General features: G+C 64.5%; 15 protein-coding genes and 1 pseudogene. 8 read left to right on the top strand and 8 right to left on the bottom strand.

Annotated elements, in window-relative coordinates; all coding sequences use genetic code 11:
• Positions 1–51 precede the first annotated feature (51 nt).
• Positions 52–1,287 carry a Na+/H+ antiporter NhaA gene (gene nhaA / locus ACTGJ9_RS28835; RefSeq protein ID WP_456673830.1) on the top strand — a complete coding sequence of 412 codons (1,236 nt, stop codon included), beginning with the start codon at positions 52–54 and terminating at the stop codon, positions 1,285–1,287.
• On the opposite strand, the gene ACTGJ9_RS28830 is transcribed toward nhaA, so the two are convergent.
• Together ACTGJ9_RS28830 and pdxR are read right to left on the bottom strand one after the other, a co-directional pair.
• Positions 1,214–1,912, bottom strand: a complete 699-nt coding sequence (locus ACTGJ9_RS28830; RefSeq protein WP_456673829.1) for an FMN-binding negative transcriptional regulator — start codon at positions 1,910–1,912, stop codon at positions 1,214–1,216. The two genes, nhaA and ACTGJ9_RS28830, sit on opposite strands and share 74 nt — an antisense overlap.
• Positions 1,913–1,986: 74 nt before the next feature.
• The gene (pdxR, locus tag ACTGJ9_RS28825; protein WP_456673828.1) at positions 1,987–3,450 is read right to left on the bottom strand and encodes a MocR-like pyridoxine biosynthesis transcription factor PdxR; all 1,464 of its coding nucleotides are present in this window, start codon (positions 3,448–3,450) and stop codon (positions 1,987–1,989) included.
• A gap of 209 nt (positions 3,451–3,659) precedes the next feature.
• Between pdxR and ACTGJ9_RS28820 the strand changes: the two genes are divergently transcribed.
• The 5 genes and pseudogenes from ACTGJ9_RS28820 (at position 3,660) to ACTGJ9_RS28800 (ending at position 6,416) form a co-directional block, all read left to right on the top strand.
• Entirely contained in the window at positions 3,660–4,040 is a 381-nt protein-coding gene (locus ACTGJ9_RS28820; RefSeq protein ID WP_456673827.1) for a nuclear transport factor 2 family protein, read from the top strand.
• 301 nt (positions 4,041–4,341) lie between these two features.
• Positions 4,342–4,803, top strand: coding sequence for a TerB family tellurite resistance protein (locus ACTGJ9_RS28815; protein ID WP_456673826.1), 462 nt, complete (start codon positions 4,342–4,344; stop codon positions 4,801–4,803).
• 2 nt (positions 4,804–4,805) lie between these two features.
• Positions 4,806–5,157: pseudogene (locus tag ACTGJ9_RS28810) on the top strand (hypothetical protein).
• A 6-nt stretch (positions 5,158–5,163) separates the two neighbouring features.
• A complete protein-coding gene (locus ACTGJ9_RS28805) occupies positions 5,164–5,802 on the top strand; it encodes a TerC family protein (RefSeq protein WP_456673825.1) in 639 nt (212 codons plus the stop codon).
• Between the two features lie 29 nt (positions 5,803–5,831).
• A complete protein-coding gene (locus ACTGJ9_RS28800) occupies positions 5,832–6,416 on the top strand; it encodes a TIGR00645 family protein (RefSeq protein WP_456673824.1) in 585 nt (194 codons plus the stop codon).
• Between the two features lie 393 nt (positions 6,417–6,809).
• On the opposite strand, the gene ACTGJ9_RS28795 is transcribed toward ACTGJ9_RS28800, so the two are convergent.
• The 5 genes from ACTGJ9_RS28795 to ACTGJ9_RS28775 form a co-directional block, all read right to left on the bottom strand.
• Positions 6,810–8,021, bottom strand: a complete 1,212-nt coding sequence (locus ACTGJ9_RS28795; RefSeq protein ID WP_456673823.1) for an MFS transporter — start codon at positions 8,019–8,021, stop codon at positions 6,810–6,812.
• 118 nt (positions 8,022–8,139) lie between these two features.
• Positions 8,140–8,583 (bottom strand): cupin domain-containing protein, encoded by a 444-nt coding sequence (locus ACTGJ9_RS28790; RefSeq protein ID WP_014496162.1) that lies wholly within the window; start codon positions 8,581–8,583, stop codon positions 8,140–8,142.
• Positions 8,584–8,609: 26 nt separating this feature from the next.
• Positions 8,610–9,410 carry an alpha/beta fold hydrolase gene (locus tag ACTGJ9_RS28785; RefSeq protein ID WP_456673822.1) on the bottom strand — a complete coding sequence of 267 codons (801 nt, stop codon included), beginning with the start codon at positions 9,408–9,410 and terminating at the stop codon, positions 8,610–8,612.
• 42 nt (positions 9,411–9,452) lie between these two features.
• The gene (locus ACTGJ9_RS28780) at positions 9,453–10,001 is read right to left on the bottom strand and encodes an NAD(P)H-dependent oxidoreductase (protein WP_456673821.1); all 549 of its coding nucleotides are present in this window, start codon (positions 9,999–10,001) and stop codon (positions 9,453–9,455) included.
• 29 nt (positions 10,002–10,030) lie between these two features.
• Positions 10,031–11,263, bottom strand: a complete 1,233-nt coding sequence (locus ACTGJ9_RS28775; protein ID WP_456673820.1) for an acyl-CoA dehydrogenase family protein — start codon at positions 11,261–11,263, stop codon at positions 10,031–10,033.
• A gap of 399 nt (positions 11,264–11,662) precedes the next feature.
• Here ACTGJ9_RS28775 and ACTGJ9_RS28770 point away from each other — a divergent pair, with 399 nt between their 5' ends.
• Positions 11,663–12,169: a hypothetical protein gene (locus ACTGJ9_RS28770; RefSeq protein ID WP_456673819.1), complete on the top strand. Its 507-nt coding sequence runs from the start codon at positions 11,663–11,665 to the stop codon at positions 12,167–12,169.
• A 73-nt stretch (positions 12,170–12,242) separates the two neighbouring features.
• On the top strand, positions 12,243–12,434 hold the full coding sequence (locus ACTGJ9_RS28765; protein WP_456678661.1) for a response regulator transcription factor: 192 nt from the start codon (positions 12,243–12,245) through the stop codon (positions 12,432–12,434).
• A 108-nt stretch (positions 12,435–12,542) separates the two neighbouring features.
• Here ACTGJ9_RS28765 and ACTGJ9_RS28760 read toward each other — a convergent pair whose 3' ends face one another.
• Positions 12,543–13,625, bottom strand: coding sequence for a substrate-binding domain-containing protein (locus ACTGJ9_RS28760; protein WP_456673818.1), 1,083 nt, complete (start codon positions 13,623–13,625; stop codon positions 12,543–12,545).
• Positions 13,626–13,647 lie beyond the last annotated feature (22 nt).

Genomic DNA, 13,647 nt, shown 5'->3' with positions numbered 1-13,647 from the left:
GCAGCGACAGGTCAAGCGATGGTCGGGCCGCCACGCAGGATGCGTGCGCCCATGAACGATCAGCTGCCCGGCAGGCACCTGCCCAAATCCCCATTTTTCGTCGAGCGAGCGCTCACGGCGCTTCAGCAGTTCCTGCATGTCGAGGCTGTCAGTGGAATCGTGCTGCTGATGGCCGCGGCTGCCGCATTGCTCTGGGCCAACTCGCCTTTCGCCCATTCATATCACGACATCTGGAACCTGCCGATTTCGTTCCGCCTTGGCAAGCTCGGCTTTGTCAGACCTTTGCATTTCTGGATCAACGACGCGCTGATGACTGTCTTCTTCCTGGTCGTCGGCATGGAGGTCCGTCGTGAAATCCACGACGGCGCGCTGAGCAGGCTCGATCAGGCCATTCTGCCGGTGCTGGCCGCCGTCGGCGGCGTCGTGGTCCCCGCGCTGATCTACCTGAGCTTCAACAATGTCACGAACCGCGTCCAAGGCTGGGCGATTCCAACCGCGACCGACATCGCGTTTGCAGTCGGCGTGCTCGCGCTGCTGGGGCGATCGATTCCTGCCAATATCAGGGTCTTTCTGCTCGCCCTGGCCGTCATCGACGACATCATCGCAGTTCTCATCATCGCGGTGGTCTACAGCAATGGACTCGATCTCAACGGCTTTGTCGTCGCATTGCTCGGTGTTCTCATGGCGCTGGGATTTCAACGGCTCGGCTTCGGCTCGGCCTTTGCCTACGTCTTGCCAGCCCTCGTCGTCTGGGCAGGCTTCCTCACGGCCGGCGTGCATCCGACGCTTGCGGGTGTCGTGCTCGGCTTGATCACACCGGTCCGCTCGGCGGATCCCGAGACAGTGCCGCCCGTGATCCGCGTGGAGGCGGCGCTGCATCCCTGGGTCGCTTACGCGATCATGCCGCTATTCGCGCTTGCCAATGCCGGCGTCGACCTCAGGGGCACCGAATTCACCGGCGGCGTTCAATTCGTGGCGCTCGGTGTCGGGCTTGCGCTCTGCGCAGGAAAGCCGATCGGCGTGATCGGCGCGACCTGGCTTGCGGTGCGTGCGGGTGGATGCCGACTGGCGCCCGGCGTGTCCTGGGGCGGCGTCTGCCTCGTCGGGCTGCTGGCCGGCATCGGCTTCACCATGTCGATCTTCATCGCCATGCTCGCGTTTACCGACGACAAGCTGCTTGACGCCGCGAAGTTCGGCGTGCTGCTCGGCTCGCTCATCTCCGTGACGCTCGGCCTCGGATGGGGCGCGGAATATGCCCAGCGGCGGCGTAAGGCGACCGGAGACTAGACCGGAAGCGGATCAGGGCTGCGATCTCGCGATCACCATGGTTCTCGCTCGCCGCAAGGCCTTGCGCGACGCCGATACGATCGGCCTCGGGCCGGTTCTGGCTCATCTTGCGCTTGCCTTCGAACCGCACCACGGGAATGCGCACGCCGACGATCCCGCGCAGCTGCGCGGCGATGAAATCGGCAGGCGCGTCACTGACCGCCCAAGGCTTTGCACGCGCTCCTTCTTGCTTTTTGGTCAGCCGCGTCACGGCCTCGAGCAGGCGCTCCGGCTCCTGGAAGAATTCCACCGGGCCATAGGCATGCACGGCTATGTAATTCCAGGTCGGCACGACCTTTCCGGTGTCCTGCTTGGTCGCGTACCAGGACGGCGTCACATAGGCGTCGGGGCCTGCAAAGATCGCGAGCGCATCGCCGATCGGCGGCAGCTTCCATTGCGGGTTGGCCCTCGCCACGTGCCCGTACAGCACGCCATGCTCGCCCTCGCTCTCGTCGAGGAACAGCGGCAAGGGCGTAGCGACCGGACCTTCGGTGGTGGCCGTGACGAGGCTCGCAAGACGGGCGGCGCGGATGGTCGCGCGGATGCTCTCGATGTCGTCGTCCCTGAAGGCGGGGGGAATGTACATGGCGTGTCTCCGTTATGGCTGCGGAGATACCCGCAATCTGGAATGGAAGAAACTGCCAGTTTCTTATGACTTTGTCAGTCCAGTTCGGAAGCCGCCTGCGCGAGGAGCTTGCAGCCCCGCTCGATTTGCGCGGTTTCCAGCGCCGAATAACCCATGACGAGGCCGACCGGCCTCCGTGCTCGGGAGCCGACGAACAGCGCCGAGACGGGATGGATGCCGACGCCCTTGGCGCGGGCCGCCTCGATCAATGCATCCTCGTGCTTCTGCGGCACATCATCGAACCAGGCCACGACATGCAGGCCGGCGGCCGCGCCCTCGATCCTGACACGATCGCCGAAGCGGCGGTGAAGGGCGTCGAGCAGGGCCTGCCGCCGCTCGGCGTTGCGCCGACGCACGCGCCTGACATGGCTGTCATAGGCGCCGCTTTCCAGCATTGCGGCCAGCGCCTCCTGTTCGATCAGCGGCGTGTGCCGGTCCATGATCTGCTTGGCGGCGGCGAACAGGGATCGCAGCGCCGGCGGCACCACGAGATAGCCGATCCGCAAGGTCGGCGAGAGCGTCTTGGACACCGTGCCGAGATAGATCACGTTATCGCTGCCCTCCAGCGCATGCAGCGGCGGGATCGGCTTGGTGTCGTAGCGATACTCGCTGTCGTAATCGTCCTCGATCACGTAAGCGTCGTTCTTGCGCGCCCACGCCAGCAATTGATGCCGGCGGCCGATCGGCATGACCCCGCCGAGCGGATATTGATGCGACGGCGTCACATAGGCGAGGCGGGCCGCGATGCCGTCGAGCCGCCCGGTCTGAAGGCCTTCGGCATCGGCCGTGACAGGCATCGTGATGGCGCCCGTCGCCGCGAAGGTGTGCCGCGCCATCTGGTAGCCGGGATCTTCCATCACGAAGCGGTCGCCGGCATCGAGCAGCAGGCGTGCGCAGATGTCGAGGCCCTGCTGCGAGCCATTGACGACGACGATCTGGTCGACCTCGCAGCGGACGCTGCGCGATCGCCACAAATAACCTTGTAGCGCAGCCCGCAGCCGCAGCGCACCGCAGGGATCGTCATAGGCGAGCCGCTCGGGCTTGCGTGCCATTGCAGCCGTGATCGCCTTCTTCCATGCCAGTACCGGGAAGTCCGACGGCGATAGCTCGCCATAACGAAAATTCGCGACGAGCCCGCGTGACGGCGCGGTCCAGCGCGGCGGGTCCTGGCGCAGCCGCTCGCCGAACGCCGACAGCCGCGCCTTGCGCGTCGGTGGCCGGGACGTCGCGCGGGTGCGTCCGCGCTCCACCACAGCGCGCGCAACGCGCGGCCGGGCGCCATGGCGCGTTTCGATAAAGCCTTCGGCGGCGAGTTGCTCATAGGCGATCGTGACGGTCGAGCGCGCCACGCCCATTTCGTCGGCGAGCGCCCGCGATGACGGCAATAGGCCGTCAGTGCTGTAGACCAGCGACATGATCTGATCGCGCAACGCCTCGTAGATCTGGCGCGCGCCCATGCGGCCAGCGCGGCGAGCGAAATTGGTTCTCTTCTGCATCATCCACATTCCAGGCCGGCGTTGCTCGGGACCGACGAGGGTCGGAATGTGGTTCTAATCCCGTTCGCCGAGGGTTTCGACGTAAGCCTTGCCGGAGGGATAAAAATTCTGCTTGTGGGCCCATTCTGGCGCGTTAGACGTTGCGAGACGGGCTTGCCGCGGTCTGTCTGTGGGCCGATCTAACGAGCAGAACCGCAAGACGGGAGATCTCGATGGACGACCGGGCCAGGCTGACGGCGCTGCAGCGTCATTGGGACGCATCGGACGCAAACGATTTCGAGGCCGAGCATGACATCTATCGCGCGGATGCCGTGCTCGACTATCCGCAGTCCGGCGAGCGCATTCGCGGCCGCCGCAACATTCAGGAGAGCCGCTTGGCGCAGCCGAACAAGAAACGCTTCACGGTGCGGCGGATCGTCGGCGGCGGTGATCTCTGGGTGAGCGAGTTCGTCCTGACCTATGACGGGGTGCCGTCCTACGTCGTCAGCATCATGGAATTCCGCGACGGATTGGTGGCGCACGAAACGCAATATTTCGGCGACCGGTTCGATCCGTCACCGTCACGCGCGCATCTCGTGGAGATCGTGAGTTAGGACCGATGCTCGCGCCTACATCCGCATTGGCAATGACGGCGCGGACGGAACCGGATGCGGCGGCTGGTCGCACGCTTGTCGCCTTGATTCCGGCTCGCTGGGCTTTATCTCTGGGGAGAACAAGAATCCGGGCCCCTCTGGCGAGGACGTCGACTGTGTCGGCAAAACCTCGCGATGTCGGATGACCTGTCCCGCGCGAATGCGATGGATCGGCCGATTGTCGGGCCTCTTGAGTTCTCTCCGACCAAATCGTCCCCATCGCAGCTCCGCGCGGTCATTTCGCAAGATTAAGGGAGCGACGATGTCTCACGCCAACATTTCCAATTCGATCGAACTCGAGATCACCGAGCCGCGCAGCTTCAACGAGCAGGCTGCGGTCGCGCTGGTGATCGCCGGTGCGCTGGTCGCCGTGGCCGACCGGCGCGTGTCGCCGGTCGAGCGCGATGAGGTGATCCGCTTCATCAGGGAACGTGGATTGGCGCCGCATATCGGCGAGGAGCGCCTGTTTGCGATGTTCGACGAGCTCGCCGAACGGCTCGAGGAGCCTGATTTCGCTAATGTGGTCATCGACACGCTGCGGCCGGTCTCGGACCTGCCGTTGTCGTCTCATCTCATCGAGTTGTCGGAGCGCGTCGCAGCTGCGGACGAGGACGTGCATCCGCACGAGGTGCAAGCGATCAAGCTGTTGCGCCTGCTGACGCTGGTGTTGCCGCGCGCGAAGCCGGTCGGACCCGCTGCGGTCAGCGCCGCCTCGAAGGCGTGAGCATGAGCGCAGCTTCGGACCAGCAAAGGGCGAGAGGCGAGGGCGCCGGCGGTCAATCGGCCGGCGGCGATCCGCGGCTTGACGCGCTCGTTCATCGGCTGCCGCCGCGCCTTGCCAGCATCGTCGACTACCTGCTGCAACCGTCCAGCCGCTGGGTCCGATTCCCTCGGGCGCGCTGCTCGTCGTCGGTGGCGTGCTGTCCTTCCTGCCGGTGCTCGGCATCTGGATGCTGCCGCTCGGCCTCGCGCTGCTCGCCGAGGACGTCCGGCGCTGCGTGCGTTCCGTTCAAAGGTCTTCGACTGGATCGAGCGCCGCAAGCCGCACTGGCTGGATCCGTCCGCACCGAAAAAATGATAGATCATGACTGAATTCGTCACCGCCGATGCGCTGACCGCGCTGCTGCAGGTCGTGCTGATCGACCTCGTGCTCGCCGGCGACAATGCCGTCGTCATCGGTCTCGCGGCTGCAGGCCTTCCGGCCGATCAGCGCCGCCGCGCCATTGTCGTGGGCATCGTCGCCGCGACGGCGCTGCGTATTGTTTTTGCCGGCGTCGCGACCCAGCTCCTGCAGGTGATCGGCCTGCTGCTCGCCGGCGGCGTGCTGCTGCTGTGGGTGTGCTGGAAGATGTGGCGCGAGTTGCGCGAGCAGGCCGCGCATGCGAATGAGCTCGCGTTCAGCCATGCCGGTGGCGCGACCGCCGCGCCAGCGCAGCGCAAGACGTTCAAGCAGGCCGCGTTGCAGATCGTCGCCGCCGACGTTTCGATGTCGCTCGACAACGTGCTTGCGGTCGCGGGCGCGGCGCGCGAGCACCCCTACATCCTCGTCTTCGGGCTGATCCTGTCGGTCGCGCTGATGGGCGTCGCCGCCGACCTGCTCGGCCGCGTGCTCCAGAAGCAGCGCTGGATCGCCTATGTCGGCCTTGCCATCATCGTCTACGTCGCCATCGAGATGATCTATCGCGGCTCGATCGAGCTCGCGCCGGTTATCGCGAGCCTGTAAGTCCTGCCTTTGTTTCCCCGGAGTGATCCATGTCGTCTGAACCCCAAGCACCTTCGGTCGTGCCTTTGCCGCGGCCGCAAATCGGCGCGTTCGCCCAGCTGATCTTCGGCTCGCGCTGGCTGCAGGTGCCGCTCTATGTCGGCCTCATCATCGCGCAGGCCGTCTATGTGCTGCTGTTCCTCAAGGAGCTCTGGCACCTCGTCGCGCACTCCTTTGACGCCAGCGAGCAGCAGATCATGCTGATCGTGCTCGGGCTGATCGACGTCGTCATGATCTCGAACCTTCTGGTGATGGTGATCGTCGGCGGCTACGAAACGTTCGTGTCCCGGCTGAACCTGAGCGGTCATCCCGACGAGCCGGAATGGCTCAGTCACGTCAACGCCAGCGTGCTCAAGATCAAGCTCGCGATGGCAATCATCGGCATCTCCTCGATCTCGCTGCTCAGGACCTTCATCGAGGCAGGCAATCTCGGCACCACCCGCAGCAATTTTACCGAGACCGGCGTAATGTGGCAGGTGCTGATCCACCTGACCTTCATCATCTCCGCGATCGGCATTGCCTGGGTCGACCGCCTCAGCGAGAACGGACATCGCAAGGAGAACGGTCACACTTGAACGCGTGACACGGCCTCATCAGAAATGCCGGCTCCGTGCCAGCGGAAATGACGGACTTTCGCAGACCGTCGAAATGCGATCCGACGTCCGGACGCGTGTTGACGGCCGAGACAGTCTGCCAATACGCGCGCAACGCGCCGCGCTCGCAACTGAGCCCTACGAGGATTTTCGCGAACAGGCGATGTCGCTCTGAGCGCTTCCAGATCCTTATGCGCCGCGCGTGCGGGATCGCGCTCAATCTTGCGGTGGCGCGCCACAAGCTTTTCGCCGAACGGCGTCAGCATTGCGCCACTTGCCCTTGGCGGACAGCGAGGGCGCCGGATTTCCCAGAAGATAGGCTTCGTCGAACTCCGCAGGGCACGGGCTTCAGCCCGTGCCCTTGATGGCTGCACGTTACTCTGCGGGGCTTCCGACCACCGCGCCCTGACTGACGTCCTCGCGGGCGAGGCTCACCAAGAGGCCGACGATGACGAGTTCGACAACCGCGAAAGCGATGAAGGCGCCGGTGAACGAGCCCCCGGAGGCGTTGATGATGGCGCCCATCATCCAGGGGGCCACGAAAGCCGAGAAGATGCCAAACACCTCGGCGTATCCGATCGCGGCCGGTGCGAGCGCGTCGGAGTATTTTTCACTGAGCAGGGCGAAGATCGCGCCGCCGCCGAGCAGAGCGATGCCGCTGAGTGCTGCAAACAGCACCAGCATCGGAAACGCCATCGGCGTGACCACGCTCCACAGGAACATCAGCGCGGTCAGGAAAGCGAGACATGCCGTGAGCTTGATCATGAAGGGCTTGCCGAGCCGGTCGGACATGTAGCCGCCAATCACCAGGAACAGCACCTGCGACAGCCCCATGACGGTGCCGATGACAGCGCCGGCTTCCGGCGGCATGTGCTGTACGGTGATGAAGGCCGGCACCACCCAGGTGGCCGTGCCGGCGATTGCGAAGGTGCAGGCCACGATGCCGAAGCCGCCAACCGCGATCCATTTCGAGCGGAAGATCTCGCCGAGCGGCAGGTGCTCCTGGGCTGTCTCGTTTCCCCAACTGAACTTGGCAAGACCAAGCTCGCGTGGACTGTTGCGGACGATGAGGGCATCGGTGGCTGCGACGACGAGGGTGCCGACCGCCAGCACGGCGAAGAAGGTCCGCCATCCCGTCGCAATCGTCAGTGGAATACCGAGTGCGAAATCCATGGTAATGGCGAGGCTGTAGGCGGCGAGGATGATGCCTACCACCGAACCGCGCCGACTTTGTGGAAACCAGCCGAAGATCAGCTTCATGTTGCCGATGAAGATGCCGGCGTCAAAGAAGCCGATCACGAGCCGGAGTATCACAAGCTGCATATAACTCTGCACGAACACCTGAAGCACCATGCCGACGCCGGTGCCCGCAAGCCCGATCAGCAGCATGCTGCGCGCCGTCATTGACCGGCTGACCGGCGACCACACCACCATGCCGATGCCGTAGGTCAGCGCAAAGATGCCTTGCGCAAGCCCAGCCTCGGCGGGATTGAGCTTGAGGCTCTCGGAGACGAAAGGCAGTACGGCCGCGAAGGCATACCAGTCCGCGGCGAGAAATATCTCGCAGAGGATGGCGAGCGCCAGCATACCTCTTTGCCACCGGGCTATCCGACGGCGGTCGCTCTCGGAGATCGTTGTCCAAGTTGTTGTCAGCGTGGTCATCATCGGTTCTCGCGGTTTGCGTGTTGGTGGAATCGGCGCAGCGTCAGGCAGGCGGCGGTAGGAAATTCACCTCGTGCTCGGCGGCACGTCGCACCACCTCCTGCGGATCGGGGAGATTGTGGATGCGTTCGAACAGCTCTTTCAGCGACCGCGTCGGTGCGACCCAGAACAGGCTGGTGGCGGTTTCGCCCGACTTGTTGAATATGCCGTGGGGAATGCCCTTGGGCATGCGCACGAGGTCGCCGGCCTTGGCGACCAGGTCCTTGCCGTCGAGCCAGAGGTCGTAGCGGCCGCTCAGCACGTAGACGAACTCATCCTGAGTCGGATGGACGTGCGGCGGCACGAAGGTGCCGTCCGGAAAAACGGCATGCCAGGCCATCGACGCCTCGGAATGCTGTTTCAGCGTGTAGGTCTGGCCCAGAATATTCCAGATGACGTTACCAAAGCCTTCTTTGGCCGGGGTCACGCCCGGAGGCATCTCGATCATGGTGGTGTCCTCTGTTGTGTGCGGGATCAATCGGCAAGGAAGTCGGTGACGTAGTGTGCGGATGACGGCGTTTCCTCGAACACGAGATGACCGGTCGCCGGCACCAGCATCACGCGTGCATCGGGGAGTCCTGCTTTCCAGGCCTCTGCCTGGGCGGTCGGGCGCAGGCGATCGGCGGCACCCCACAGCACCAGCGTCGGCATCGCTATCCGATGCAGCCAGTGCGCGAGCTTGGGATTGCCCTGCGGTTCGCTGCGGATCAGCTTGGCAAAGCCAGTGACCTCGCGTCCGAGGCGGGCGTCGAAAGTCGCGTCCGGCGCTTTGGGAAAGTAACGCAGTGCCGCGGCCGGATCGTGCGCGAGATAGGCGGGCAGGTCTTGCGGCGCGATCTCGAACAGTCCGGGCGCAGGCGCGCTTCCGACCACAAGACCGGCGGGCGCAACCAGCACCAGCTTGCGGACGCGATGTGGCTGACGGATTGCGAACTCCGCGGCGAGCCATCCGCCGAGCGAGAACCCGGCGAGGTCGAAGTGCTCAAGGCCAAGCTTGTCAAACAGCTCCATGTAATGAAGGACGTGATCCTCGACGGAGTCGATCGTCTCGGCGTCGCCGGAATCGCCAAAGCCCGCATGATAGGGGATGATGACCGTGTGCCGCTTCGCCCAATCGCGCGCCATCTCGAACCCGGTGAAGGTGCCGGTGCCGTGCAGGAACACGAGCGCCGGGCCGCTTCCGATGCTGTGGACGACGGTGCGCACACCGTTGATCGTATATTCCGCGCGCGAGAAGCCGGTGAGATCGGGAGAGGGTTTGGGGGTGTCAAGCATGGTTGTCTCCGGTTGGCGTCGGCAAGACCTGGCGTTCGTGAGTCATGCTGCGGCTGCCTGGCGACCGCCGAGAAGCGCGGCGAATTGTTCGACGGCGTTGGCGAGCCGCGCGGCCGTCATTGGTGCGAGCGGCTCGCCCGGCACGATCTCGCCGCTGCTGGCGTAGACCGCCGTCGAAATGGTGCAGGCTTCGAAGAAGCCGAACAGCGGACGGAGCTGGTGCTCGACCACCAGCGAGTGGCGCAGACCGCCGCCGACGGCGGTCAGCAGCACCGGGCGGTTGCGCAGCGTGCTGGGTTCGATCAGGTCGAAGACGTGCTTGAACAATCCGGGATAGGACCCCTGGAACACAGGGCACCCGATCACAAGGCCGTCGGCCTGTTCGATGGCCTCGACGACGGCGCGCGCGTTGTCATCGAGTGCGATCCGGGTGAAGCCGGCGATGCCGCAACCGGCATCGACAAGATCGAGGACCGTGGTCTTCAGTCCATGCTGTGCCTGAAGGTCGGCGGCGACGGCTTCCACCAGCATGCGCGATTTCGCCGGGCGCCAGCTATTGCCGCAGAAGCCAACGATGCGGGATGTCCTCACCTCGGGGCCCTCGTTGTCTGATCGCTTGCTCAGCCCGTCACCCCGAACACTGTCCATTGCGCGCCTGGGCCGGGGAGGCCGAGCAGCGCGCGGCCGCACTCTTCGACGATCTGGTCGGCCATCAGGATGTGCTGCGTGCCCGAATGGATGTCGCGGTAGAACCGCTGCATCGGCGTGTTGTGCAGCGAGGCGCCGCGGGCGGCGCGATGCGCGAAGGTGGCGACATCAGACAGAACGTCGTGAACGTGGCGCAGCGACAGCTTGATCATCGTCATCTGCTCCAGCGACGGAGATTCACCGCTGGCGCAAGTCTCCGAGACGTCCTTCCAGGTTTCGTGGACCAACGCACGCGCGGCGCGGAAACGAGCTTCGGCCTGCGCGAACTGAAACTTGAAGCTCGCGCTGTCGCGCGACTTGCCGAATGGATCCTGGCGCTGGACGATCACCTTGACGAGCTCGTCGAGCATGCGGCGGCCGACGCCGACGGCCCAGGCCGAATGCGCCCAGGCGCTGTAGCCTGCCAGTCCTAGCGCACCCTGCACACCACCTCGGCGTGGTGCGCCGATGTCAAAGTCGTAGGTCATGTGCGTGGGCACGAACAGCTCGTCGCCCTCGCTCAAAGTGTAGTCGAAGCTTCCGGTCGCGCGCAGGCCAAGCACGTCCCAATTGCCCATCAACTTGATGGTCGCGCGCGGATGGTGTGTGACCACGATCTTGGGCTGGCCATTGGGACCGAACACCATGTCCTTGCCGGATGCATCGGTGACGAAGCAACCGGAATGGACCCACTCGGCGTGCTGAATACCGCTGCCATACGCCCAGTTGCCACGGATCATGTAGCCGCCATTGACCGGTCGAGCGAAGCCGCGCGGCACGCCGTTGCCGGCAATCGTGATGTCGGGCCCGCCCGCGAAGACCTTCTTGATGCCCTCGTCCTCGATGTAGATGGCGAGCGTGGTGCCTTCCATGTTGTTGCCGATGACGCACCAGCCCGCCGAAGCGTGCGCGTAAGCAAGCCGCTCGATGACGGTCATGGCGTCGTAAGGCAGAAGCTCGGCGCCACCGACCTCCTTCGGGAACAGCATGGTGTAGATGCCGGCCTTGCGTAGCGCCGCCACCACGTCATCAGTCAGATAGCCCTGTGCCTCGGCCTCCGCAGCCCTGGATCTGACCAGCGGCAGCAGCGCGTCGAGGCGCGTGTGGAACTCGGCCACCCTCGGGGTCGTGGAAGGTTTGACGGCGAGTTGCACGGAAGGGCTCATGGTCGGTGTCTCCGGGTCAGTCTGTTGTTTCTTCGCGCGAACGCGAGGAGCGGGGCGGACGGGACGGTCGCGGGCAAGACTTCGCCCAGACACGCCAATGTCAGTTGGCGCGCGCGACGACCGGCTTGCGTTGAATTCGAGATGTCCCTGCCGGAACCACACACGTCGTTGCGCGATTCCGATGGCCAGGATGCTAGAGATGACGCGGCCAAACCAGCAATCCCCCATCATGGGGGGATCGGCCATGGTGCCCTGCCGCAAAGCTGGGCCGGGATGGCAGCGGGTTGCCGCTTCTTTTCGCTTGACCAAATATCAGGCAAGGCAGAAATTTTAAGTCTATAACAATCGACAATGACGTGCGTGTGCCCGAGAGCACCGCACGGCTCGCGAGGAGTGGCGGTGAGCGCCGTGCAGGAGCATTTGGACGGTCTGCCTGAGCGCCAGCTCGCAGATCGGCTCATGTCCATCGCCGAGAGCGCGTCGGTGCGCGCGCTTGGCGTCGCCTGCTGCTCGGCGATCACGGAATTGACGGGATCGCCGACTGTCGGCCTCTATTTGCTCGACGGGCTCGAGCCGGAACTGGCCTACAGCCGGCACGTCGCGGAAGGCCTGCTCGACAATTACAGAGCCGGTTTCTGGAGGCATGACCCCGTGCTCGACTGCATCATGACCCGAGGCCGCGCGGTCGACGGCGAAACGGTGATCGGTCCCCAGCAATGGCGACACAGTCCGTCGTTCGAGATGCTGCACGAGTGGGGTTTGCATACAACATGGGCGGGCCATTGTGGTGCGGGCATAAGATCGTCGGCGTGCTGTTTACTGCGACGACCGACACGAACGCGCCTTACACGGTGCGGTCGCGGCAGCGCATGGAGATGCTGTGTCGGGCCGGTTCGCTGGCTTTGACCAACATGACAAACGCAGGCGCTGTGGACGCCCATCGCGCCGCGACCGGGATCCGTGAGCCGGCCGCAACGCTATCGCTCCGCCAAGGTCTGCGGACGTCGCCATCCGCGTCTGCCGCGGCCAGACCAACAAGGAAATCGCCCGCGAGATGGGGATTTCCGATCAGACGGTGAAAGAGCACGTTGCCAACCTGTGCCGACGCTTCGGCGTACACAACCGCACCGAACTCGCGGCTTGCCTGCTGAGCCCGGGCGCCCGGCAATAACCTGTCGCGCCGGGTCAGATCGGTTGACGATCGGCTCGGCGATACGCGGATCGGGCTTGCGAACATCCGAATGGCCCCGGCCGATGGCGCCGTATGCGGCGTGCCGCATCATCGCACCGCGTGCATCTCCAGAAACGCCTTCACGCCGGTCACGGTGCCGGTATCCGATGGGACATAGCCGGGCAAGGTGGCGACGGCGGCGCGAAATTCGGCGCTGCGCATGATCTCGAGGATGCGTTGCATCGGTGCGGTCTCAAGGAAGGCGCGCTTGCAGACGAAGAAATAGTCCTCGGTGAGGATGCGGATGAAGTCGAGACCGAACTGGCGGGCGGCAGCCTCGACGCCGAAGCATGCATCGGCCATGCCGCTCGCGACGTAGGCTGCGACCGCCGCATGGGTGAACTCGATCTGCTGCGCGCCGTTGATCCTGCTTTCGTCGATGCTATGCGCGGCGAGCAATTGATCGAACAAGAGACGCGTACCGGAATCGTGGTCGCGATTGACGAAGCGGACATTGGGCCCGGTGAGGTCATCAAGCGATGCGATCCGCAACGGATTGCCGCGGGCGACCATCAGACCCATCTCGCGCGTCACAAAACTGATGATGCGGTCCTCGCGCGGATCGAGCCATTCGCGTGCGGCCTTGATGCCCTGGGCGCGTAGCGCGCCGTGCGGCAGATGCAGGCCGGAGAGGTCGCAGGCGCCTTGCGCCAGCGAGACCAGCGAATGCTGATTGCTGACATAGCGCAAATCGACGCCGATGCCCGGCTCGCGATCAAGGAATTCGCGCAGCTTGGCGACCGCAAAGCCGTGGCTGGCATGGACACGGATCACGGAAGGCCGCTGTTCGAGGAACGGCTTGATCTCGCTCGCGAGCTCCTGCGCCAGGTTCTCGAGCTGCGGTCCGAGCCGGGCCTGCATGCGCTCGCCGGCCCAGACCAGCCGCTCGCCGAATGGCGTGAGCTTCGAGCCCCTGCCGCGCTGGGTTTCGACCAGGGGCGTTCCGAAGAACGCCGACCATTGCTCGATCAAATTCCAGACGTGCCGGTAGGACAGTTGCGCATCGCTGGCCGCGCTCGTGATCTTTCCGGTCTTCCGGATCTCGTTGAGCACGCCGATCATGATGACGGCGGAGCGCGGATTGCCTTCATGGCGAAACCGCCAGACAGCCTCGATCTCGATCTGAAGCATAGATCTCCTTTATGAACTTAGC

Origin of the sequence: Bradyrhizobium sp. RDM12 (assembly GCF_051917485.1) — a bacterium.
Lineage (GTDB): Bacteria > Pseudomonadota > Alphaproteobacteria > Rhizobiales > Xanthobacteraceae > Bradyrhizobium.
The sequence above is the reverse complement of the archived record's forward strand: the minus strand, read 5'-3'. Positions and strand labels throughout refer to the sequence as shown.